Here is an 18,607-nt window from a genome sequence, read left to right as displayed (position 1 = left end):
CCGCTTCCTGTATCAAAAATGGCCGCTTTCTGGGTCGTTAACCTTCGCTTAAAGCAGCCTTTTAACGCGGCGTTCTCAACAGCTTAGAAATCCGTCCAAGCCGCAAAAGACGCACCCTTTCCCGCAGCCCAAAAAACTGCCCCCCACAGGCTGCCATGACACCAGACCCCATACCACCGCACTTGACCCTGCGATCAAATCCGGCACAACTGACCACAAATGGGAGGGCACAATGCTCAAAGGAATTGACCCGCGCTTGAACGCGGAAGTGCTGCATTGCTTGCGGGCGATGGGCCACGGCGACGTGCTGATTTTGGCCGACACCAACTTCCCGTCCGACTCGGTCGCCCGCGCCACCGTCAGCGGCAAACTGCTGCGGATGGACAACCTGACAAGCGCCGAAGCCGCAGCAGCCATCCTGTCGGTCTATCCGCTGGATACTTTTGTCGCCGATTTCGCAGGCCGCATGGAAGTCGTTGGCGCACCCGATGAAATCCCACCAGTGCAGGCCGAGGTGCAGGCCGAAATCAACGCCGCCGAAGGCGCAGACCGCCCCATGCAACCCATCGAGCGTTTCGCGTTCTACGATATGGCAAAACAAGCCTATGCCGTGATCCAAACCGGAGAGCGCCGCTTCTACGGCTGTTTCAGCCTACGTAAAGGCGTCGTGCCACCAGAGGCGAAGTAACATGAACAAACCGATAAAACCAATTGTTAACCTTGGCATTTTTGTCGCAGACACCGCCTATCGCGCTGCCCGTCAACCCAAAATGGGCGAGACGATCTTGGGCAATTCCTTCGTGCTTGGGCCGGGTGGCAAAGGCTCAAACCAATCGGTCGCCTCGGCGATGGCGGGCGGCAAAACCCATTTTATCACGCGGCTGGGCGATGATGCCTTCGCCGATATCGCGCGCGCCACTTGGGCGAAAGCCGGCGTGATCCCCGAGGTGAAAATCGACGCCGAAAGCTACACCGGGGCCGCGTATATCTTCATCGAGGAAGCCACCGGCAACAACGCGATCATCGTCTCCCCCGGTGCCGCAGGCCGGGTTTCGGTGCAGGATGTCGAAGAGAAATCTGATCTGATCGGCTCTGCCGCAATCTTCATCACCCAGTTGGAACAACCGATCCCTGCCGCCAAACGCGGTCTGGAAATCGCCCGTGCCGCAGGCGTCACCACCATCCTGAACCCCGCCCCGGCGGCCACTTTGGGCGACGACATCCTCGCGCTGTGCGATTATGTGACCCCCAATGAGACCGAGACCGAGGCCCTGACCGGCCTGCCAGTCACCACCCTTGCCGAAGCCGAAGCCGCCGCCGACGCTTTGCTCGCCCGCGGTGTCGGCGCGGTGGTGATGACTTTAGGTGACAAAGGCGCACTCTACCGCGACCGCAACCGCTCGGTGCACATCCCGGTCATGTCGGCAGGCAAAGTGGTCGAAACCACCGGCGCCGGCGACGCCTTCAACGGCGGTTTTGCGGTGGCCTTGTCTGAGGGGCGCGATGTGGTCGAAGCGGTGCGCTTTGGCTGCGCCACCGCTGGCATCTCTGTCACCCGTGCAGGCACTGCCCCGTCAATGCCCTCACGTGCCGAGATCGACGCACTTCTGGCCAAGAACCTGTAATCGGAACAAGCAGTTGAGCCTCCGGCGGGAGTATTTCAAAAACAGCAAATACTGGTGCCTTGCATTGCTCTTTTTGAAATACTCCCGCCGGAGGCTTCTACATCACAGCAGGGCAACAGGCCGCAGGATCAGGACAAACCGCCGATCAAACGCCTGTTATGGGTTAAACAATTCTGGATGGTTGCGCTCCAAAGGCTCCAAATAGCTCAGCAGCTTGCGCAAATGCAGCCGCATTGCCAGCCGCGCCGCCACCGGATCGCGCGCCTCCAAGGCCGCCAAAATCGCGCGGTGCTCGGCCAAAGTTGCTGAGACGCGGCCATCCAGCGGCAGCAGCAAGCGCCGTGCGCGCTCGACATGCACCCAAGCCGTTTCCGCCACCACCGACAGCTTGCGATAACCGGTAAAGCTGCGGATCATCTCATGCATCTCGCCATCCAACTGGTAAAATCCGGGGAAATCCCCATCCGCCAACAAAGCCGCCTGCACCGTCAGATTGCGGCGCAAGACCACCAGTTGATCTTCGGTGATGTGTTCCGCAACTGTTTCAATCGCTTGCAGCTCTATCGCCTCGCGCAAAAACGCGCCTTCACGGATTTCTGCCATCGAAAATCGCGCCACATAGGTTCCCGCCTGCGGCACCACATCAACCAGCCCCTCGCCCGCCAAACGCGCCACCGCATCCGAGACCGGGCTGCGCGACACGCCCAATTCTGCGCAAATCTCGGGTTTGCGCAGAATTTCACCCGGACGATAGGCCAGCGACAAAATCGCGTGCCGCAGCGTCTGATACACCTTGGCACCCAAAGAGCCCGAGAACGCCTCCAATGGATGCAGGCGGCGATCCGGCAAGATCAACTCTTGTGAGACGGCGTCATCGGGCTGTAACATGCTAACATGTTAGCCGAGCGCCATCGTGGGATCAAGCGCTCGGGATCAAGCAAAGGCGCAAGCGAGATGTCGCAAAGCAATGACAGTGTCATCCGATTGAATCCAGCTGACAATCTGGTGATTGCCCTCACAGATTTGCCCAGCGGCGCACAGCCCGGCGGGCTTGAAGTCGCCACCACCCAAGCGATTCCGCGCGGCCACAAGATCGCAATCCAACCGATAGCCATGGGGGCGCAGGTGATCCGCTATGGCCAGATCATCGGGCAGGCATTGGCCGATATCCCCGCGGGCGCACATATTCACAGCCATAATCTTGGCATGGGGCCACACAGCAATGACTATGCCATGGGCTCGGAAAGCCATGCCCTGCCCGCCCTGCCTGCCCGCGCATTCATGGGCTATCACCGCGCCGATGGGCAGGTTGGCACCCGCAATTACATCGGGATTCTGACATCGGTGAATTGCTCGGGATCGGTCGCGCGCTTCATCGCAGAAGCCGCCGAAAAAGACCCCGTGCTGTCGGCAATGCCCAATATCGACGGCTTTGTGCCGATCGTGCACAACACAGGTTGCGGCATGTCGGGCGTGAACGAAGGCTATGACACCCTGATGCGTACCTTGAAAGGCTACGCCCGCAACGCCAATTTCGGCGGCATCCTGCTGGTGGGGCTCGGCTGCGAGGTGATGCAGGTGCCAGATCTGGTCGGCCAAGGCCGTCTGCGCCCCGATGGCAATTTCCGCTACATGACCATTCAGCAAACCGGCGGCACCCGCGCGACCATCGCGGCAGGGCTGAAGGTTCTGCGTGAGATGGCAGAGGTCGCCTCCAAAACCGCCCGCGCCCCCGCCCCGGTATCCAAGCTGATCATCGGCCTGCAATGCGGCGGCTCAGATGGCTATTCCGGCATCACCGCCAATCCGGCTTTGGGACATATGTCCGATTTGCTGGTGCAGATGGGCGGCACCACAATCCTGTCGGAAACCCCCGAGATTTACGGGGCCGAGCATCTTCTGACCCGCCGCGCCGTGTCGAAAGAAGTCGGGGACAAACTGCTGGAGCGCATCCAATGGTGGGAAGATTACACCGCCCGCAACGGCGGTGAGATGGACAATAACCCTTCCCCCGGCAACAAACGCGGTGGCTTGACCACGATCCTGGAGAAATCGCTGGGTGCGGTCGCCAAAGGCGGCACAGCCCCGCTTGTCGGCGTCTATAAATTTGCTGAACCCATCACCACCGCCGGCTTCACCTATATGGACAGCCCCGGCTATGATCCCTGTTCAGTCACCGGCCAAATCGCCTCGGGTGCCACGATGATCATCTTCACCACCGGGCGTGGATCGGTTTCGGGTTACAAACCCAGCCCCTGCATCAAGCTCGCCACCAACACCGAAATGTACAATCGCATGGCCGAAGACATGGATATCAACTGCGGCGACATCCTCACAAGCGGCGTGAGCATCGCCGCGAAAGGCGCTGAAATTCTTGAGAAAGTCATCGCCGTCGCATCGGGCGAGCGCACCTTTTCGGAAGAGCTCGGCTTTGGTGGTGCCGAGTTCGTGCCATGGCAAATCGGCGCGGTGATGTAAGAAAAAGCGCCTCCGGCGGGGATATTTAAGAACAGATGAAACACGCGCCACACTGCCATTTCATCCGTTCTTAAATATCCCCGCCGGAGGCATCCCACGCCTTCAGCCCGCCGCCCGGATCAGATCAGAAATCTCGGCCACCGCCTTCTCAACCAAATCCACCCGCCCGCGCGATTCCACATTCAGCCGCAAAAGCGGTTCGGTATTTGACGACCGCAGATTGAACCGCCAATCGCCGAAGTCCAGCGACAGCCCATCGAGATCATCGCGGGTCCGCGCCTGCGGCCCGTAAACCGTCTCAATCCGCGCCACCACGGCTTTTGCGTCGCTGACCCGAAAGTTGATCTCGCCTGAAGACGGAAACGCTGCCCGCCGAAGCGCCAGCAGATCGGCAAGCGAGTGCCCGGATCGCCCCATCAACTCGGCCACCAGCAGCCACGGGATCATCCCGGAATCGCAGGACATGAAGTCGCGGAAATAATGATGCGCCGACATCTCGCCACCATAAACCGCCCCGGTGTCGCGCAGCGCCTGCTTGAGAAACGCATGCCCCGTCGGGGCCGCCACCGTCCGCCCGCCCGCCTTTGCCACCACATCCTGAGTGTTCCAGATGACCCTCGGGTCGTGCACGATCACAGCCCCCGGCTCTTTCGCCAAAAACACCGCGGCCAACAGCCCCACAAGATATTCGCCCGCCACAAAGTTTCCCTGCGCATCAAACAAGAAGCAGCGGTCGAAATCTCCATCCCAAGCGACACCCATATCCGCACCCGCCGCAACCACCGCCTGCGCTGTAACAGGTTGGTTCTCTGGCAGCAGCGGGTTGGGGATGCCATGCGGAAAGCTGCCATCCGGCGCATGATGCATCCGCACAAACTGCAACGGGGCTCCCGCCGCTGCCAAAGCCGCGGCAATCGCATCAAATGTCGGCCCTGCCGCGCCATTGCCTGCATTCACCACAATCTTCAAAGGTCGCAGCGCACCCAGATCAACAAACGAGAGTACCCGTGCAACAAACGCCGCCCGCACGCCCGCGGCATCGACCACCCGCCCCCCGGCGCGGGCCTCGGCAAATGCCCCGCTTTCCGCCAAGGCCTTGATCCGCGCCAAGCCCGAGCCCGCATCCAACGGCGCAGAGCCCCGCCGCACCATCTTCATCCCGTTGTAATCCATCGGATTATGCGAGGCCGTCACTTCAATCCCGCCATCCGCATCCAGTGCCGTGGTGGCAAAATACATCTCCTCGGTGCCGCACAGCCCAAGGTCCAGCACCTCAACCCCTGCCGCCACCAACCCCTCGGCCACCGCTTGCGCCAATTCCGCAGACGAGGCCCGGCAATCCTGCCCCAGCACCACCCGCCGCGCCCCCAAGCCTTCAGCAAACGCCCGCCCCACCCGCCGCGCGATATCCGGGTTCAGCTCTTCGCCAAGCTTGCCGCGAATGTCATAGGCCTTGAAGCAGGTATAGGTCGTCATGTCTCACCAAATTGCCAGCAAATCTGCCGCCACAATAGGCAGCCCGCCGCAAAGGTCCAGCGACCTATGCCTTTCCAAACGCCCCCCTCCGCCCTATAAGGCCGCAACCCAATCCCCGGAGCCCGCGATGCGCATTGCCGAGATCACCCGCAATACCAACGAGACCAAAATCTCTGTCGCCATCAACCTTGACGGCACCGGCCAAGCCAAAATCGCCACTGGGGTCGGCTTTTTCGACCATATGCTTGATCAACTCGCCCGCCATTCGCTGATCGACCTGACCGTCAACGCCAAGGGCGATCTGCATATCGACGATCACCACTGCGTCGAGGACACTGGCATCGCCTTGGGCCAAGCCCTTGCCCGCGCTTTGGGCGACAAGAAAGGCATCCGCCGCTACGGCCATTTCCGCCTTGCGATGGATGACACGCAAGTCGGCTGCGCGCTTGATCTTTCGGCCCGCCCCTATCTGGTCTGGAATGTGCCCTTCACTGCTGCCAAAATCGGCAGCTTTGACACTGAACTGGTGCGCGAATTCTTCCAGGCGCTGGCCACCCACGGCGGCATCACCCTGCATGTCGATCTGATCCACGGCCTCAACAGCCACCACATCGCCGAGGCCGCCTTCAAAGCGGTGGCGCGTGCGCTGCGCGAAGCGGTCGAACCCGATCCGCGGATGGCAGGCGTGCTGCCGTCCACCAAAGGCGCGCTCTGACGCCGCGCCTTTGGTCATCCTCTCTGCTTAAATATCCCCGCCGGAGGCACATTCACACATGCTCACCGTCCTTGTAGACTACGACTCCGGCAACCTGCACTCCGCCGAAAAGGCCTTTCAGCGCATGGCGACTGAAACCGATGCAGGCCAGATCCTTGTGTCATCGGATCCAAAGGATGTCGCCCGCGCCGACCGCATCGTGCTGCCCGGCGACGGCGCTTTCCCTGCCTGCCGCCGGGCCTTGGGCAGCTATGGTGGCTTGTTTGACTCGATCGCAGAAGCCGTCACCATCCGCGCCCGCCCCTTTCTTGGCATCTGCGTCGGCATGCAGATGATGGCCAGCTGGGGCCGCGAGTATCAGGATACCGAGGGTTTCGGCTGGATCCCGGGCGAGGTCGTCAAGATCACCCCGGCCGACCCCGCGCTGAAAGTGCCGCATATGGGCTGGAATGATCTGGTGATCGACACCCAAGCCATCGCAGCCCACCCGGTTCTTGACGGGTTGAAAACCGGCGACCACGCCTATTTCGTCCATTCCTACCATTTCCGCGTCGAAAACCACGCGCATCGCCTTGCGCATGTCGATTACGCTGGCGATGTCACCGCGATCATTGGCCGTGACAACATGCTAGGGATGCAATTCCACCCCGAGAAAAGCCAAGCCAATGGTCTGCGCCTGATCAGCAATTTCCTGCGCTGGAAGCCCTGAATGCAGGCGCTGCTCGATCAGATTGCCGCAGAGATGGCGCAAGCCACCGATCGCGGCCGCGTCGCCGATTACATTCCCGAACTTGCCAAGATTGACCCCAACCAGTTTGGCATCGCCGTGGCTTTGCCCTCGGGCGAGGTGCTGACCGCAGGTGACGCCGAAACCCCGTTCTCGATCCAGTCGATCTCAAAGGTCTTCACCCTCGCCATCGCCTTGGGCCGCTTGGGCGATCAGATCTGGACGCGGGTTGGCCGCGAACCCTCTGGCCTTGCCTTCAACTCGATCCTGCAGCTGGAACAAGAAAACGGCATCCCGCGCAACCCTTTCGTCAACGCGGGCGCCATCGCCGTTACCGATGCCATCCTGCAAGGCCGTCAACCACGCGAGGTTTTGGCCGAACTCATTCGCTTCATCCAAGCCGCCGCCGAGGATGACAGCATCACCATCAATCAAGCGGTCGCAAAATCGGAACAAGCCACCGCACATCGCAATATCGCCTTGGCCGAATTCATGGCCGCGATGGGCAATCTGCGCAATCCGACAGCGCTCGCCATCGGCACCTATGTGCATCAATGCGCGGTCGAGATGACCGCCGCCCAACTCGCCCGCGCAGGCCGTTTCTTACTGGGTGCGCCCGGTTGCCCGCGCTTGGTCTCCATCGCCCGCATCCGCCGCATCAACGCCTTGATGATGACCTGCGGCCATTATGACGCCTCGGGCGAATTTGCCTACCGGGTCGGGCTGCCCGGTAAATCTGGCGTGGGGGGCGGTATTCTGGCGATTGCCCCCGGCAAAGCCTCCATCGCGGTGTGGTCGCCGGGGTTGAACGACTATGGCAACTCGAAACTGGGCGCATTCGCCATCGAGAAACTGGCGCGCGGCATGGGCTGGTCGGTGTTCGGCTGATTGCCCTGAACCGGCAGAGCCGTTTCATCTGTTCTTAAATATCCCCGCCGGAGGCTGCTTCGCGGCCCCCAAGTCCAGGCTTGGACATACTACCGCGTCGCTTTTTCAACGATGCCCGAGACCCCCTCGCGCCGCTCCAATTCCGCCGCCACATCGCCCCATGAAACATCGCGCGCAGCCAACATCACCAGCAGATGATAGACCACATCCGCCGCCTCAGCGGTCAGCTTGGCACGATCGCCCTTCACGGCCTCGATGATCGCCTCAACGGCTTCCTCGCCGAATTTCTCGGCGCATTTCTCTGGGCCCTTGGCCAACAATTTCGCCGTCCAGGAACTCTCCGGGTCGGCATTTTTGCGGGCGAGGATCGTCTCGCCTAACCTCTCCAGCGCGCTCATGCCAACCTCATCGGAATACCCGCCGCAGCCATATGCTGCTTGGCCTCGCCAATCGAAAACGCGCCAAAATGAAAGATCGAAGCCGCGAGCACTGCCGAAGCGCCGCCTTTGGTCACACCCTCGACCAGATGCTCCAACGTCCCCACCCCCCCTGATGCAATCACCGGCACCGAAACCGCATCCGACACCGCCCGCGTCAGCCCCAGATTGTAGCCCGCCTTGGTGCCGTCCCGGTCCATCGAGGTCAGCAGGATCTCTCCCGCGCCCTTGCCAACCATCAGCTTGGCAAATTCCACCGCATCAATCCCGGTGGCTTTGCGCCCGCCGTGGGTAAAAATCTCCCATTTGCCGGGGCTGACCGTCTTGGCATCAATTGCAACCACGATGCACTGGCTGCCAAACCGATCAGCGGCCTCGGCGACCACATCCGGGTTGGCGACGGCTGCCGAGTTGAACGACACCTTATCCGCCCCCGCCAGCAACAAGGCCCGCACATCTTCATGCGTGCGCACGCCGCCGCCCACGGTCAGCGGCATGAAACAAGCCTCGGCGGTGCGCGTCACCAGATCAAACATCGTGCCGCGATTCTCATGGGTGGCGTGAATATCCAGAAAACACAGCTCATCCGCGCCCGCCGCATCATAGGCGCGCGCGGCTTCGACAGGATCGCCCGCATCGCGCAAGCCCACGAAATTGACGCCTTTGACCACGCGGCCATCGGCGACATCAAGACAGGGGATCAGGCGGGTTTTCAGCATGATGTGACCTTAGCGCGTGTGGCAGAGCGGGGATAGGGGGCTCGCCCCCTCGGCTTCGCCTCACCCCGAGGATATTTTAGCAGAGAGGATGACCTAGAGGCTGAGGGCTTTCAGTGCTGCGCCGAGATCAATCGCGCCGTCATAAAGTGCGCGGCCCGAGATCGCCCCGGCAATCACGCCGGTATCACGCAAAGCGATCAGGTCTTCCATCCGGCTGACGCCACCGCTGGCGATCACCGGGAGCGAGACCGCGCGTGCGAGGGCCTCGGTCGCCTCAAGGTTCGGGCCCTGCATCGCGCCGTCGCGGTCGATGTCGGTGTAGATGATCGCGGCCACGCCCGCGTCTTCAAAGCTGCGGGCAAGATCGGTGACTTTGACGGTGGTTTCCGTAGCCCAGCCCTTGGTCGCCACAAAACCTTTTCGGGCGTCAATCCCCACGGCGACTTGACCGGGGAAGGCCTTTGCGGCTTGGCGCACGAGGTCAGGATTTTCCACCGCGACTGTGCCAAGGATCACCCGCGACAAACCCTTTTCCAGCCACATCGCAATCGTCGCCATATCGCGGATGCCGCCGCCGAGTTGCGCGGGAACCTTCACCGCCGCCAAGATCGCCTCGACCGCCCGGCCATTGACCGGAGCCCCCGCAAACGCGCCGTTCAGATCGACCAGATGCAACCAAGCGCAGCCGGCATCCTGAAATTTAAGCGCCTGCGCTGCCGGATCATCGCCGAACACCGTGGCCGCCGACATCTCGCCGCGCAGCAGCCGCACGCATTGGCCGTCTTTAAGATCAATCGCGGGGTATAGGATCATTGGAGACTCCCTCTTTGCTGCAGGCTTTAGGGTGCCCGGACGCGATTGCCAAGACCCGCGCGACCCGACGTCAGTGTTGATTTGCGCCAAATTGCGGGCAAGCTGCGATCAGTCCTTGAGGGAGGAAAGACTATGATCAAGAAAATGATACTCGCCTGCATGTTTTCGCTCTGTGCAGGGGTGGCCTTGGCCGACCCGGTCGAGGGGATATGGAAGACCAAACCCGATGATAACGGCAATTTTGGCTATGTGCAGATCAAGCCCTGTGGGCCCGCATTTTGCGGCACGCTGATCAAGGCGTTCGATTCTGCGGGCAAGGAAAAGGCCAGTGAAAATGTTGGCAAGAAGATCGTCTGGGATATGGTCGCTTACCCGGACGGGCTTTACGATGATGGTCAGATCTGGTCGCCCGACCGTGACAAGACATATAATTCCGACATGACCCTTGCGGGAAACAAACTGTCGGTACGCGGCTGCGTGTTCGGAATTTGCCGCGATGGCGGCACTTGGACCCGCGTGAAATAGACTTGCGCAAAACAGCATAAACCGGGTCGCCTTTGTGGGGCGTCCCGGTTTATCTGGCGGCTGAAATCGGGGGCCGCGGATGTCTGGTAAAGATTGGGTACGTCTGGCGATCCTGTCCCTGCTTTGGGGCGGGTCGTTTTTCTTTGTGGCGGTGGCCTTGCAGGGCCTGCCGACCTTGAGCGTGGTTTGGGGCCGGGTGGGATTGGGCGCGGGCTTTCTGGCGCTGGCGCTGCTGGCGACGGGCACGGCGTTTCCGCGTGGGGCTGGAGTGTGGCGGGCGCTGGCGGGGATGGGGCTTTTGAACAATGCGGTGCCGTTCACGCTGTTTGTGCTGGCGCAGGGGCGGATTTCGGGCGGCATGGCGTCGATCCTGAACGCGACCACACCACTTTGGGGCGTCGTTTTGGCGCATCTGTTGACCGAGGAAAAGATCACTGCGCCCAAAGCGGCGGGGCTGGCTTGCGGCTTTGCGGGTGTGGTGGTGATGATGGGCGGGATCAATCTGGGCGATGCCTGGGCCAGCCTTGCCTGTTTGGGGGCGGCGTTTTCCTATGGGCTGGCCGGGATCTGGGGGCGGCGGTTTCGCAGCTTGGGGGTGCCACCGCTGGCGACGGCTTTCGGGCAGGTGGCCTCGGCAGCTGTGATGTTGCTGCCGATCTGGCTGGTGGTGGATCAGCCTTGGAGCCTGCCTGCGCCGGGGATGGCGGTGGTGGGGGCGGTGCTGGCGATTGCGGCGTTTTCAACGGCGCTGGCCTATCTGATCTATTTCCGGCTGCTGGCCTCGGCGGGGCCGACCAATCTGCTGTTGGTGACGTTTCTGGTGCCGGTTTCGGCCTGCCTGCTGGGTGCGATTATCTTGGGCGAGGCGATCTCGACCCGGCAAATGGCGGGGTTTGCTTTGATCGCTTTGGGTCTGATTGCCTTGGATGGGCGGGTGTTGAAATGGCGTTGAACGGCGGGCAGATGGCCCGCGATCAGGATTGGGCGGATTTGCTGGCCAAGGTCGCGCGGGCTGGGTTTTATGGCGTGGCGAGCACCGGGATTTATTGCGATTTCGGCTGCCCGTCGCGGCCACCGCTGCGGAAAAATCTGCGGATTTTTGTGACGCTGGCCGAGGCTGAGGCGGCGGGCTATCGGCGCTGCAAGCGCTGTGCGGCACGGACTGTCCCCGCGGGGACAGCGCATAAGGCAGTATAATTCCCAGTTTGTCCCCGCGGGGACAGCTGGAAAACCTGTGCTAAACAAGGTTTGTCCCCGCGGGGACAAAATCTAAATCATTATAAATCAGTGCCTTAGGGAAAATTCCTTAAAATTTCCTTAAGTTTTTGGCGCGATCCCAAGCCGGGGGATTTCGATGGCGGGGCAGCGGTTCATCACCGCCACCACGCCGCGCGCTTCGGCGCGGTGTGCCGCCGCGTCATCGCTGACACCCAATTGCATCCATACGGCTTTCAGGTTTGGGAAAGCCGCCAAAGCCTCATCAACCACCGCCCCCGCTTCTTCCGAGCGTCGGAAAATATCCACCATATCAACGCCGCCCTCAATCTCGCCCAGACTGGCGCGCACGACCTCGCCATGGACGATCTGCCCCGCCTGCCCCGGATTTACAGCAATCACCCGGTAGCCCTGCTGCGCCAGAAAGCGCGCGACGCCGTGGCTGGGACGGTCGGGGTTGGGCGACCAGCCAACGACTGCGATGGTCTTCACATCGGTCAGGATCTGGCGGATTTCGGCGTCGGTGCTGGCGGGCATGGCGGGCTCCTCAATAGATCGCACAAAAAAAGACGTCCGGGGCACAGGATCAACCCGTGGGCCGGACGTCAAGGTGTGGAACGAGGGACAGTAAACAGGCACCGCGAGAGTTCCGGCTCGCGTGAGTATGATATGGATGCCACAGCCAGCCATTAAAGACCCGGTCGCGATTTTGTGATGCTGCGTCTGCGGCAAGGGGGCGGCGAAGTTGGGGGCTAGCCCCCAAACCCCCAGGATATTTGGGAACAGATGAAAGATTTTAGCGCAGGTCTAGCGAGTCGCCGCCGCGTAAAGCCCAACAGCCGCCGCGTTCGAGACGTTCAGACTGCCAAATTCGCCCACAAACGGGATTCGGGCGATCATATCGCAGGTCTCTCGGGTCTTTTCGCGCAGGCCCGGGCCTTCGGCACCCAAGACCAAGGCGACAGGGCGCTTGCCGACGCTTGCCATCGCGGCGGAAAGTTCGATCGTGCCGTCGCCATCAAGGCCGATCAGCGTGTAGCCCATCGCCTTCAACTCTTCCATCGCCTCGGCAAGGTTGGTGACTTTCAGGTAAGGTTGGCGTTCAAGCGCGCCGCTGGCGGTCTTCGCCAAGGCCCCGGTTTCAGGCGCGGAATGGTGGCGCGGGGCGACGACAGCGCGAGCGCCGAACACCTCGGCCGAGCGCAGGATGGCACCGACGTTGTGCGGGTCTGTGACGCGATCCAAGAGAACGATCAGCGGCTCGCCCGCGCCAGAGATCGCAACATCGGCAAGCTTGCCCCAGTTCAGCGCCTTGACTTCAAGCGCCGCACCTTGGTGGACCGAGCCTTCGTCAATCGGCACCGAAAAGCTGCGGGGATCAGAGAGTTCGGGTTCCATTTTCGAGAAGGCGACCGCCTCTTCCAGCTTGTCCAGCGCGTTTTTGGTGACAACGAGGCGGATTTTCTCACGCGCCGGGTTCATCAGCGCGTCGCGCACGGCATGCAGGCCGAACAGCCAGACGGTTTCGCGCGCCTCGGCCCGGCGGTTGCGTTCTTTGTCCACAACCCAAGTTGGTTTTTTATCACCCGACATCGCCGCAAGCCCCTTTTGATCCGGGCGCGACAATGCGGGTTGTGGGCTTTGGGCGCAAGGTGAAAGCTTTGGAAAAATCCCCCAGTGTTCCGCCTTTCCGCCCTTGACGCCCCCGACAGGCTTCGGTAATCACCGCCGCAGTGGGCGATATGCTGCAAGGTGCGGCAGCGGACTGTAACTCCGCCGAGGCGACTCATGCTTGGTTCGATTCCAAGATCGCCCACCAGTTTTCCAAAACATGAAGACAGACCAATGGCTTAGGCCTTGGTTTGCCAGTGCGTCGGGGCCCCGTTTGCGGGCGCGGATGCTTTGCGCTAGGGTCGGGAAAATTCGGATCAGGAGCCTTACATGCGGTCTTACACCTTCAGCCATGCCATCACCCGCCGCCCTTCGGCCAGCATCATCGCAGGCCTGCGCGCCGTCGATACTGGCACCCCAGATCTGGCGGTGATGCAGGCGCATCATGCCGATTACATCGCGGCGTTGCGGTCAACCGGGGCGCAGGTGCTGGAACTGGACGCGATGGAGGCTTTCCCGGATTCGGTGTTTGTCGAGGATACCGCGCTGTGCCTGCCCGAGGGCGCTGTTGTGATGCGGCCCGGTGCGCCCTCGCGGCTGGGAGAGGCGGCCGAAATGGCGCCGCATCTGGCAGCGCTTTACGGCGTGGTGCGCCGCATCGAGGGTGCGGACAGCTTTATCGAAGGCGGTGACATCCTGACCACCGAGCGCGAGATTCTGGTCGGCCGCTCGGATCGCACCAATGCCGCGGGCGTGGCAGAGCTTGCAAAGCTGGTGGCCGATTGGGGCTATACCGTGCGCGAAGTCTTCACGCCGCCGGGGGTGTTGCATTTCAAAACCGATTGCTCGCTTTTGGATGGCGACACCATCCTGTCCACCAAACGTCTGGCGGATTCGGGCTGTTTTGACGGCTACAAGGTGATCTATGTGGCAGATGGCGAAGAGGCTTGCGCCAATACCATCCGCTTTAACGATCTGGTGATCATGCCTGCAGGCTTTCCAAAGACCCGCGCGGTGCTGGTGCAGGCAGGCTACAAGGTCGTCGAGATCGGCAACAGCGAATGTGCCAAGATTGATGGCGGCATGTCGTGTTTGTCGCTGCGGTTTTCGCCGACACGCTGAGGATTTGCTCTTTTTAAAATACTCCCGCCGGAGGCTCCGGCAGAGAGTGCGGATGCCTCCGGCGGGAGTATTTTCGCCAGTGTGAAACCGGGGGCATCAGCAGTGCCTGGGGCGAGAGCATAAGTGCAGACATATTCAGGCAATTCCGTGGCATCTGACCCTGCTTTTGCTTTTGCTGGCGGGGGATTGTGCGTAATATGGAACCAATAGCAGCAGCACGGGGGCCTATCCCCGCGAGAGTAGCATGACCGATCCCCAACCCGCGCAGCAAGTTTTCAACATCGTCGCCGTGGTGCAATCGGGGCGGTTGCAATATGAGGCGCTGTTGCTGGCGGCATCGTTGCGCGCCACCAACCCGGATTTCGCGGGCAAATTGTATCTGGCCGAGCCGCAGCAGGGCGGGGCCTGGCAGAAATCGGTGGCGGTGACTGATCCTTCGGTGCGCGCGATGCTGGCCGAGCTGGGGGCCGAGATTTTGCCGTTTGAGGCGGTGCATTTCGGCCAAAGCTATCCGCATGGCAACAAGATCGAGGCGCTGACGGCGCTGCCGGATCAGCCGTTTTTGTTTCTTGATACCGATACGTTGATCACCGGGGAACTTGCTTCGGTGGGGTTTGATTTCGCGCGGCCTTCGGCCTCGATGCGGCGCGAGGGGACGTGGCCGGTGCAGGAATTGTATGGCCCCGATTTGGCAGCGCTGTGGCAATCGCTGTATGACCGCTTTGGGCTGACGTTTGAAGATACGTTGGATCTGGACCAGCCCGCGAATTACTGGCGACGCTTCCTCTATTTCAACGCCGGGTGGTTCTTTCACCAAAGCCCAAAGGCGTTCGGCCAGCGGTTTCTGGAATACGCGCTGGCGATCCGCGATGATCGCCCGGAGGCATTGGTGTGCCAGGAAATCTACCCGTGGTTGGACCAGATCGCCTTGCCTTTGGTGATCCACAGTTTTGGTGGCGGGCGTCCCGGCGCGGCGCTGGCTGGATTGGATGGCGCGGTGACCTGCCATTACCGCACCCTGCCCCTGCTTTATGCGCGCGAAAGCGACCGGGTGGTTGAGGTGTTGGAGCAGGTGGCCGGGCAGAAAGAACTGCGGCGGATTGTGCGCGATTACGAGCCTGCGCGGCTGATGATCTATCAAAACCGGGGCCGCAAGGTGCGCGCACTGTTTGACCGCGACGACCTGCCCCGGCGCGAGCAAGCGATCCGGTTTGTGTTGAAACGCGAGGGCTTGTGGCTGCGTTAAGCCCCAGCGCCGCGCCGCCCCGGACTTGATCCGGGGCCTCTGCTTAGCCCACGAGGCCCGGACACCTCAGGGGCGGCTTTACGCGTCGTCTTCGTCCAGATTGCCGATCTTGCGGCTGTCTTCCTGCATTTCCAGCCACATCGCATTGACCACCGCGAACATCGCAGCAAGGGGTAGGCCAAGCATCCAAGCAAAATACCACATGTCCTATCCTTTCAAACGCTTAGTAAAGACCGTGCGAGTTTTCCGACACATCTGCCTCCGTCACCTTGCCCCACAGCACCTTGTAAACCCATGCGGTGTACATCAGGATCAGCGGCAGAAAGATCGCCGTCACCACCAGCATGATGAACAAAGTCAGATGCGAGGATGAGGCATTCCAAACCGTCAGCGACGATCTTGGATCGCTGGATGAGGGCAGGATGAACGGGAACATCGTCAGGCCAATCGAGGCGATCATGCCGAAAATTGCAAGTTTCGACGCCAGCAGGGTGGTGACTTCGCGCCCTGCCCGCAGGCCAGCAAAGGCCAACACGCCGCCGACCACGCCAAGCACCGGCGCAAGGGCGATCCACGGACGCAGAGCATAGGCTTCCATCCAAGAGCCGCCCTTTGCCACTTCAAAATGCAGCGGGTTCGAGGGGCCGTCGGTGACGAAGTCTCCAACAATCTGGTAGCCGTCAAAGCCGTAAGCCAACCAGAGCCCCAAGCCCAGATAGCCGCAAACTGCCAGCAGCGCCGCGACCGATCCAATACGGCGGGCGCGGATTTGCACCGGGCCTTCGGCTTTCAATGTCAGCCAAGCCGCGCCGTGCATCACCAACATCGACAGGGACAGCAGGCCCGCACAAAGAGCAAAGGGGTTGAGCAGGCTGAAGAATTTGACATACCACACGCCTTCATAAATCGCGTGCAGATCGTCGGTGAAGTGGAACGGCACGCCTTGCAGCACATTGCCCACCGCCACGCCGAAGATCGTCGCAGGCACAGCGCCCCCCGCGAACAGCGCCCAATCCCAAGCCGCCCGCCAGCGTTTGTCATCGCGTTTTGATCGGTATTTGAACGCCACCGGACGCACGATCAGCGCCGCCAGCACCAACCACATCGCCAGATAAAATCCCGAGAAAGACACCGCATATAGCGGCGGCCATGCGGCAAAGATCGCGCCGCCGCCAAGGATGAACCAGACCTGATTGCCCTCCCATACCGGCCCCACGGTATTGATCGCCACGCGGCGCTCGGTATCGGTTTTGGCGACAAAGGGCAGCAAAGCGCCGACGCCCATATCAAAGCCATCGGTCAGCGCAAAGCCGATCAGCAGCACGCCGACCAACACCCACCAGACCAGACGCAGGGTTTCGTAGCTGATAAGTTCATTCAGGATCATGATATTATTCCCCTGCCACAGCGATTGGATCGGCATTTTTACGACCCGCAAGGCGCAATTCGTGCCGCACCATCCAAGCCTCGGTTTCGGCCACCTCAAGGAACGGGCCTTTGCGGATGTATTTCAACATCAGACCCATCTCGACCACGAACAGGATCGAATAAAAGATCACAAAACCCGCGAGGGTGATGGCCACCTCGGTCATCGACAGGGCAGATACCGAAAGCGCGGTCGGCAGAACGCCGTCCACCGTCCACGGCTGGCGGCCAAATTCGGCGACAAACCAGCCCATCTCGGCGGCGATCCAAGGAGCCGGGATCATCCAGACCGCCATATGCAGCGCCGGGCGCGGGAAGTTCATCCGCTTGAACGAGGCGCGGTAGAAGAAATACAACATCGTGCCGATGAACAGGAATCCCAGTCCCGCCATGATGCGGAAGGCCCAGAACAGTGGCCAGACGGTCGGCACGGTGTCATTCGCGGCCTGTTTGATCTGCGTCTCAGTCGCCAGATGTGGCATGTCGGTGTATTTGCGCAGCAACAGCGCAAAGCCAAGATCGGCAGAGTGCAGTTCGAACGTGTCTTTCACCAGTTGCGGCGTCGCGTCACGCTCGGCGCGCAGGGTCAACAAAGCCTCGTAGGCGATCATGCCAGAGCGGATGCGGACCTCTGCCTGTTCCACCAGTTCGGAAATGCCGGGAATTTCGGTGGTCAGCGAGCGGGTGCCGATCAGGCCCATCACATAGGGAATGTGGATGGCGTAGTGGGTTTCGCGGGCTTCCTGATCGGGAAAGCCGAAGGCGGTGATCGCGGCGGGGGCAGGTTCGGTGTGCCACATGCCCTCAATCGCGGCGAGTTTCATCTTTTGGCTGTGGGTGGCGTTGTAGCCGGATTCGTCGCCCAAAAGCACCACCGAGAACGCCGAGGCAAGGCCGAACGCGGCGGCCACGGCGATGGATCGCCGCGCCAGTTCAACATGGCGGTCGCGCAGCAGATACCATGCAGACACCCCCAGCACGAAGACCGAGGCGGTGACATAGCCTGCCGAGACGGTGTGGACGAATTTCGCTTGGGCCACTTCGTTGAACAGCACGGCCCAGAAATCGGTCATCTCCATCCGCATGGTCATCGGGTTGAATGCGGCGCCGACCGGGTCTTGCATCCAGCCATTGGCAATCAGGATCCACAGGGCAGAGAAATTGGAGCCGATGGCGACCAGCCATGCCACCACAAGGTGCTGGGTTTTGCTGAGCTTATCCCAACCGAAGAAGAACAGCCCGACAAAGGTGGCCTCAAGGAAGAAGGCCATCAGACCTTCGATGGCGAGAGGGGCGCCGAAGATGTCGCCGACATATTGGCTGTAATAGCTCCAGTTCATGCCGAACTGAAACTCCATGGTGATGCCGGTGGCGACGCCGATGGCAAAGTTGATGCCGAACAATGCGCCCCAGAATTTGGTCATCTGCCGCCAGATCGGCCGGTTGGTCATCACATAGACGGTTTCCATGATGGCCACGATGATCGACAGGCCGATGGTCAGCGGCACGAACAGAAAGTGGAACATCGCGGTGGTGGCGAATTGTAGGCGGGACAGTTCGACGATGCCGAATTCCATTGCATATG

General features: G+C 61.1%; 21 protein-coding genes and 1 tRNA gene. 12 read left to right on the top strand and 10 right to left on the bottom strand.

All coding sequences use genetic code 11. The features are described from left to right. Positions 1-232: 232 nt before the first annotated feature. Entirely contained in the window at positions 233-688 is a 456-nt protein-coding gene (locus tag QQJ98_RS10110; RefSeq protein ID WP_284325209.1) for an RbsD/FucU family protein, read from the top strand. 1 nt (position 689) lies between these two features. Then, a complete protein-coding gene (locus QQJ98_RS10105; RefSeq protein WP_284325208.1) occupies positions 690-1,625 on the top strand; it encodes a ribokinase in 936 nt (311 codons plus the stop codon). A gap of 156 nt (positions 1,626-1,781) precedes the next feature. Here the strand turns inward: QQJ98_RS10105 and QQJ98_RS10100 are convergent, their stop codons facing one another. Next, positions 1,782-2,513: a GntR family transcriptional regulator gene (locus QQJ98_RS10100; protein ID WP_284325207.1), complete on the bottom strand. Its 732-nt coding sequence runs from the start codon at positions 2,511-2,513 to the stop codon at positions 1,782-1,784. Positions 2,514-2,579: 66 nt separating this feature from the next. Between QQJ98_RS10100 and QQJ98_RS10095 the strand changes: the two genes are divergently transcribed. After that, positions 2,580-4,103, top strand: coding sequence for a UxaA family hydrolase (locus QQJ98_RS10095; RefSeq protein WP_284325206.1), 1,524 nt, complete (start codon positions 2,580-2,582; stop codon positions 4,101-4,103). 102 nt (positions 4,104-4,205) lie between these two features. Here QQJ98_RS10095 and QQJ98_RS10090 read toward each other — a convergent pair whose 3' ends face one another. After that, on the bottom strand, positions 4,206-5,579 hold the full coding sequence (locus QQJ98_RS10090; RefSeq protein WP_284325205.1) for a phosphohexomutase domain-containing protein: 1,374 nt from the start codon (positions 5,577-5,579) through the stop codon (positions 4,206-4,208). Between the two features lie 127 nt (positions 5,580-5,706). Here QQJ98_RS10090 and hisB point away from each other — a divergent pair, with 127 nt between their 5' ends. The 3 genes from hisB to QQJ98_RS10075 are packed head-to-tail and all read left to right on the top strand — an operon-like array spanning position 5,707 to position 7,909. Continuing rightward, positions 5,707-6,294, top strand: coding sequence for an imidazoleglycerol-phosphate dehydratase HisB (gene hisB, locus QQJ98_RS10085; RefSeq protein WP_284325204.1), 588 nt, complete (start codon positions 5,707-5,709; stop codon positions 6,292-6,294). 58 nt (positions 6,295-6,352) lie between these two features. Then, positions 6,353-7,003, top strand: coding sequence for an imidazole glycerol phosphate synthase subunit HisH (gene hisH, locus QQJ98_RS10080; RefSeq protein ID WP_284325203.1), 651 nt, complete (start codon positions 6,353-6,355; stop codon positions 7,001-7,003). After that, positions 7,004-7,909, top strand: coding sequence for a glutaminase (locus QQJ98_RS10075; RefSeq protein ID WP_284325202.1), 906 nt, complete (start codon positions 7,004-7,006; stop codon positions 7,907-7,909). 89 nt (positions 7,910-7,998) lie between these two features. Here QQJ98_RS10075 and QQJ98_RS10070 read toward each other — a convergent pair whose 3' ends face one another. The 3 genes from QQJ98_RS10070 to hisA all read right to left on the bottom strand — a co-directional run bounded on the left by QQJ98_RS10070 (position 7,999) and on the right by hisA (position 9,878). Further along, a complete protein-coding gene (locus QQJ98_RS10070) occupies positions 7,999-8,307 on the bottom strand; it encodes a phosphoribosyl-ATP diphosphatase (RefSeq protein WP_284325201.1) in 309 nt (102 codons plus the stop codon). Then, positions 8,304-9,065 (bottom strand): imidazole glycerol phosphate synthase subunit HisF, encoded by a 762-nt coding sequence (gene hisF, locus QQJ98_RS10065; protein WP_284325200.1) that lies wholly within the window; start codon positions 9,063-9,065, stop codon positions 8,304-8,306. The genes QQJ98_RS10070 and hisF overlap by 4 nt, the downstream gene beginning before the upstream one ends. Before the next feature lie 93 nt (positions 9,066-9,158). Next, positions 9,159-9,878 (bottom strand): 1-(5-phosphoribosyl)-5-[(5-phosphoribosylamino)methylideneamino]imidazole-4-carboxamide isomerase, encoded by a 720-nt coding sequence (hisA, locus tag QQJ98_RS10060; RefSeq protein WP_284325199.1) that lies wholly within the window; start codon positions 9,876-9,878, stop codon positions 9,159-9,161. Positions 9,879-10,010: 132 nt separating this feature from the next. Between hisA and QQJ98_RS10055 the strand changes: the two genes are divergently transcribed. The 3 genes from QQJ98_RS10055 to QQJ98_RS10045 all read left to right on the top strand — a co-directional run bounded on the left by QQJ98_RS10055 (position 10,011) and on the right by QQJ98_RS10045 (position 11,600). After that, complete coding sequence (locus QQJ98_RS10055; RefSeq protein WP_284325198.1) at positions 10,011-10,403, top strand: DUF2147 domain-containing protein; 393 nt, start codon at positions 10,011-10,013, stop codon at positions 10,401-10,403. 79 nt (positions 10,404-10,482) lie between these two features. Then, positions 10,483-11,355, top strand: coding sequence for a DMT family transporter (locus QQJ98_RS10050; RefSeq protein ID WP_284325197.1), 873 nt, complete (start codon positions 10,483-10,485; stop codon positions 11,353-11,355). Further along, entirely contained in the window at positions 11,346-11,600 is a 255-nt protein-coding gene (locus tag QQJ98_RS10045; RefSeq protein ID WP_284325196.1) for an Ada metal-binding domain-containing protein, read from the top strand. The genes QQJ98_RS10050 and QQJ98_RS10045 overlap by 10 nt, the downstream gene beginning before the upstream one ends. Positions 11,601-11,720: 120 nt before the next feature. On the opposite strand, the gene QQJ98_RS10040 is transcribed toward QQJ98_RS10045, so the two are convergent. Further along, the gene (locus QQJ98_RS10040; protein ID WP_284325195.1) at positions 11,721-12,155 is read right to left on the bottom strand and encodes a CoA-binding protein; all 435 of its coding nucleotides are present in this window, start codon (positions 12,153-12,155) and stop codon (positions 11,721-11,723) included. Between the two features lie 270 nt (positions 12,156-12,425). Then, positions 12,426-13,211, bottom strand: a complete 786-nt coding sequence (gene rlmB, locus QQJ98_RS10035; RefSeq protein WP_284325194.1) for a 23S rRNA (guanosine(2251)-2'-O)-methyltransferase RlmB — start codon at positions 13,209-13,211, stop codon at positions 12,426-12,428. Positions 13,212-13,353: 142 nt separating this feature from the next. On the opposite strand from rlmB, the gene QQJ98_RS10030 reads away from it, so the two are divergent. The 3 genes from QQJ98_RS10030 (at position 13,354) to QQJ98_RS10020 (ending at position 15,597) form a co-directional block, all read left to right on the top strand. Next, positions 13,354-13,437 (top strand) — tRNA-Tyr (locus QQJ98_RS10030). Positions 13,438-13,559: 122 nt separating this feature from the next. Further along, positions 13,560-14,351 (top strand): dimethylarginine dimethylaminohydrolase family protein, encoded by a 792-nt coding sequence (locus QQJ98_RS10025; protein ID WP_284325193.1) that lies wholly within the window; start codon positions 13,560-13,562, stop codon positions 14,349-14,351. A gap of 244 nt (positions 14,352-14,595) precedes the next feature. After that, positions 14,596-15,597 carry a hypothetical protein gene (locus QQJ98_RS10020; RefSeq protein WP_284325192.1) on the top strand — a complete coding sequence of 334 codons (1,002 nt, stop codon included), beginning with the start codon at positions 14,596-14,598 and terminating at the stop codon, positions 15,595-15,597. A 78-nt stretch (positions 15,598-15,675) separates the two neighbouring features. On the opposite strand, the gene cydX is transcribed toward QQJ98_RS10020, so the two are convergent. Genes cydX through QQJ98_RS10005 form a run of 3 tightly spaced genes read right to left on the bottom strand, consistent with a single transcriptional unit; the run spans position 15,676 to position 18,599 of the window. Next, the gene (gene cydX, locus QQJ98_RS10015) at positions 15,676-15,801 is read right to left on the bottom strand and encodes a cytochrome bd-I oxidase subunit CydX (RefSeq protein ID WP_284325191.1); all 126 of its coding nucleotides are present in this window, start codon (positions 15,799-15,801) and stop codon (positions 15,676-15,678) included. Between the two features lie 19 nt (positions 15,802-15,820). After that, complete coding sequence (gene cydB, locus QQJ98_RS10010; RefSeq protein WP_284325190.1) at positions 15,821-16,984, bottom strand: cytochrome d ubiquinol oxidase subunit II; 1,164 nt, start codon at positions 16,982-16,984, stop codon at positions 15,821-15,823. 4 nt (positions 16,985-16,988) lie between these two features. Further along, entirely contained in the window at positions 16,989-18,599 is a 1,611-nt protein-coding gene (locus QQJ98_RS10005) for a cytochrome ubiquinol oxidase subunit I (RefSeq protein WP_284325189.1), read from the bottom strand. Positions 18,600-18,607 lie beyond the last annotated feature (8 nt).

Source organism: Cypionkella aquatica (assembly GCF_030161095.1).
GTDB classification, from domain to species: domain Bacteria; phylum Pseudomonadota; class Alphaproteobacteria; order Rhodobacterales; family Rhodobacteraceae; genus Cypionkella; species Cypionkella aquatica.
The sequence above is the reverse complement of the archived record's forward strand: the minus strand, read 5'-3'. Positions and strand labels throughout refer to the sequence as shown.

What these genes read in the sequence shown, in the direction of transcription:
- hisB (WP_284325204.1), top strand. Translation starts at nt 5,707, where the DNA reads ATGCGCATTGCCGAGATCACCCGCAATACCAACGAGACCAAAATCTCT.
- QQJ98_RS10025 (WP_284325193.1), top strand. Translation starts at nt 13,560, where the DNA reads ATGCGGTCTTACACCTTCAGCCATGCCATCACCCGCCGCCCTTCGGCC.
- QQJ98_RS10075 (WP_284325202.1), top strand. Translation starts at nt 7,004, where the DNA reads ATGCAGGCGCTGCTCGATCAGATTGCCGCAGAGATGGCGCAAGCCACC.
- QQJ98_RS10090 (WP_284325205.1), bottom strand. Translation starts at nt 5,579, where the DNA reads ATGACGACCTATACCTGCTTCAAGGCCTATGACATTCGCGGCAAGCTT.
- QQJ98_RS10100 (WP_284325207.1), bottom strand. Translation starts at nt 2,513, where the DNA reads ATGTTACAGCCCGATGACGCCGTCTCACAAGAGTTGATCTTGCCGGAT.
- QQJ98_RS10005 (WP_284325189.1), bottom strand. Translation starts at nt 18,599, where the DNA reads ATGGAATTCGGCATCGTCGAACTGTCCCGCCTACAATTCGCCACCACC.
- cydX (WP_284325191.1), bottom strand. Translation starts at nt 15,801, where the DNA reads ATGTGGTATTTTGCTTGGATGCTTGGCCTACCCCTTGCTGCGATGTTC.
- cydB (WP_284325190.1), bottom strand. Translation starts at nt 16,984, where the DNA reads ATGATCCTGAATGAACTTATCAGCTACGAAACCCTGCGTCTGGTCTGG.
- hisH (WP_284325203.1), top strand. Translation starts at nt 6,353, where the DNA reads ATGCTCACCGTCCTTGTAGACTACGACTCCGGCAACCTGCACTCCGCC.
- QQJ98_RS10020 (WP_284325192.1), top strand. Translation starts at nt 14,596, where the DNA reads ATGACCGATCCCCAACCCGCGCAGCAAGTTTTCAACATCGTCGCCGTG.
- QQJ98_RS10040 (WP_284325195.1), bottom strand. Translation starts at nt 12,155, where the DNA reads ATGCCCGCCAGCACCGACGCCGAAATCCGCCAGATCCTGACCGATGTG.
- QQJ98_RS10050 (WP_284325197.1), top strand. Translation starts at nt 10,483, where the DNA reads ATGTCTGGTAAAGATTGGGTACGTCTGGCGATCCTGTCCCTGCTTTGG.
- QQJ98_RS10045 (WP_284325196.1), top strand. Translation starts at nt 11,346, where the DNA reads ATGGCGTTGAACGGCGGGCAGATGGCCCGCGATCAGGATTGGGCGGAT.
- QQJ98_RS10110 (WP_284325209.1), top strand. Translation starts at nt 233, where the DNA reads ATGCTCAAAGGAATTGACCCGCGCTTGAACGCGGAAGTGCTGCATTGC.
- hisA (WP_284325199.1), bottom strand. Translation starts at nt 9,878, where the DNA reads ATGATCCTATACCCCGCGATTGATCTTAAAGACGGCCAATGCGTGCGG.
- QQJ98_RS10105 (WP_284325208.1), top strand. Translation starts at nt 690, where the DNA reads ATGAACAAACCGATAAAACCAATTGTTAACCTTGGCATTTTTGTCGCA.
- QQJ98_RS10055 (WP_284325198.1), top strand. Translation starts at nt 10,011, where the DNA reads ATGATCAAGAAAATGATACTCGCCTGCATGTTTTCGCTCTGTGCAGGG.
- rlmB (WP_284325194.1), bottom strand. Translation starts at nt 13,211, where the DNA reads ATGTCGGGTGATAAAAAACCAACTTGGGTTGTGGACAAAGAACGCAAC.
- QQJ98_RS10095 (WP_284325206.1), top strand. Translation starts at nt 2,580, where the DNA reads ATGTCGCAAAGCAATGACAGTGTCATCCGATTGAATCCAGCTGACAAT.
- QQJ98_RS10070 (WP_284325201.1), bottom strand. Translation starts at nt 8,307, where the DNA reads ATGAGCGCGCTGGAGAGGTTAGGCGAGACGATCCTCGCCCGCAAAAAT.
- hisF (WP_284325200.1), bottom strand. Translation starts at nt 9,065, where the DNA reads ATGCTGAAAACCCGCCTGATCCCCTGTCTTGATGTCGCCGATGGCCGC.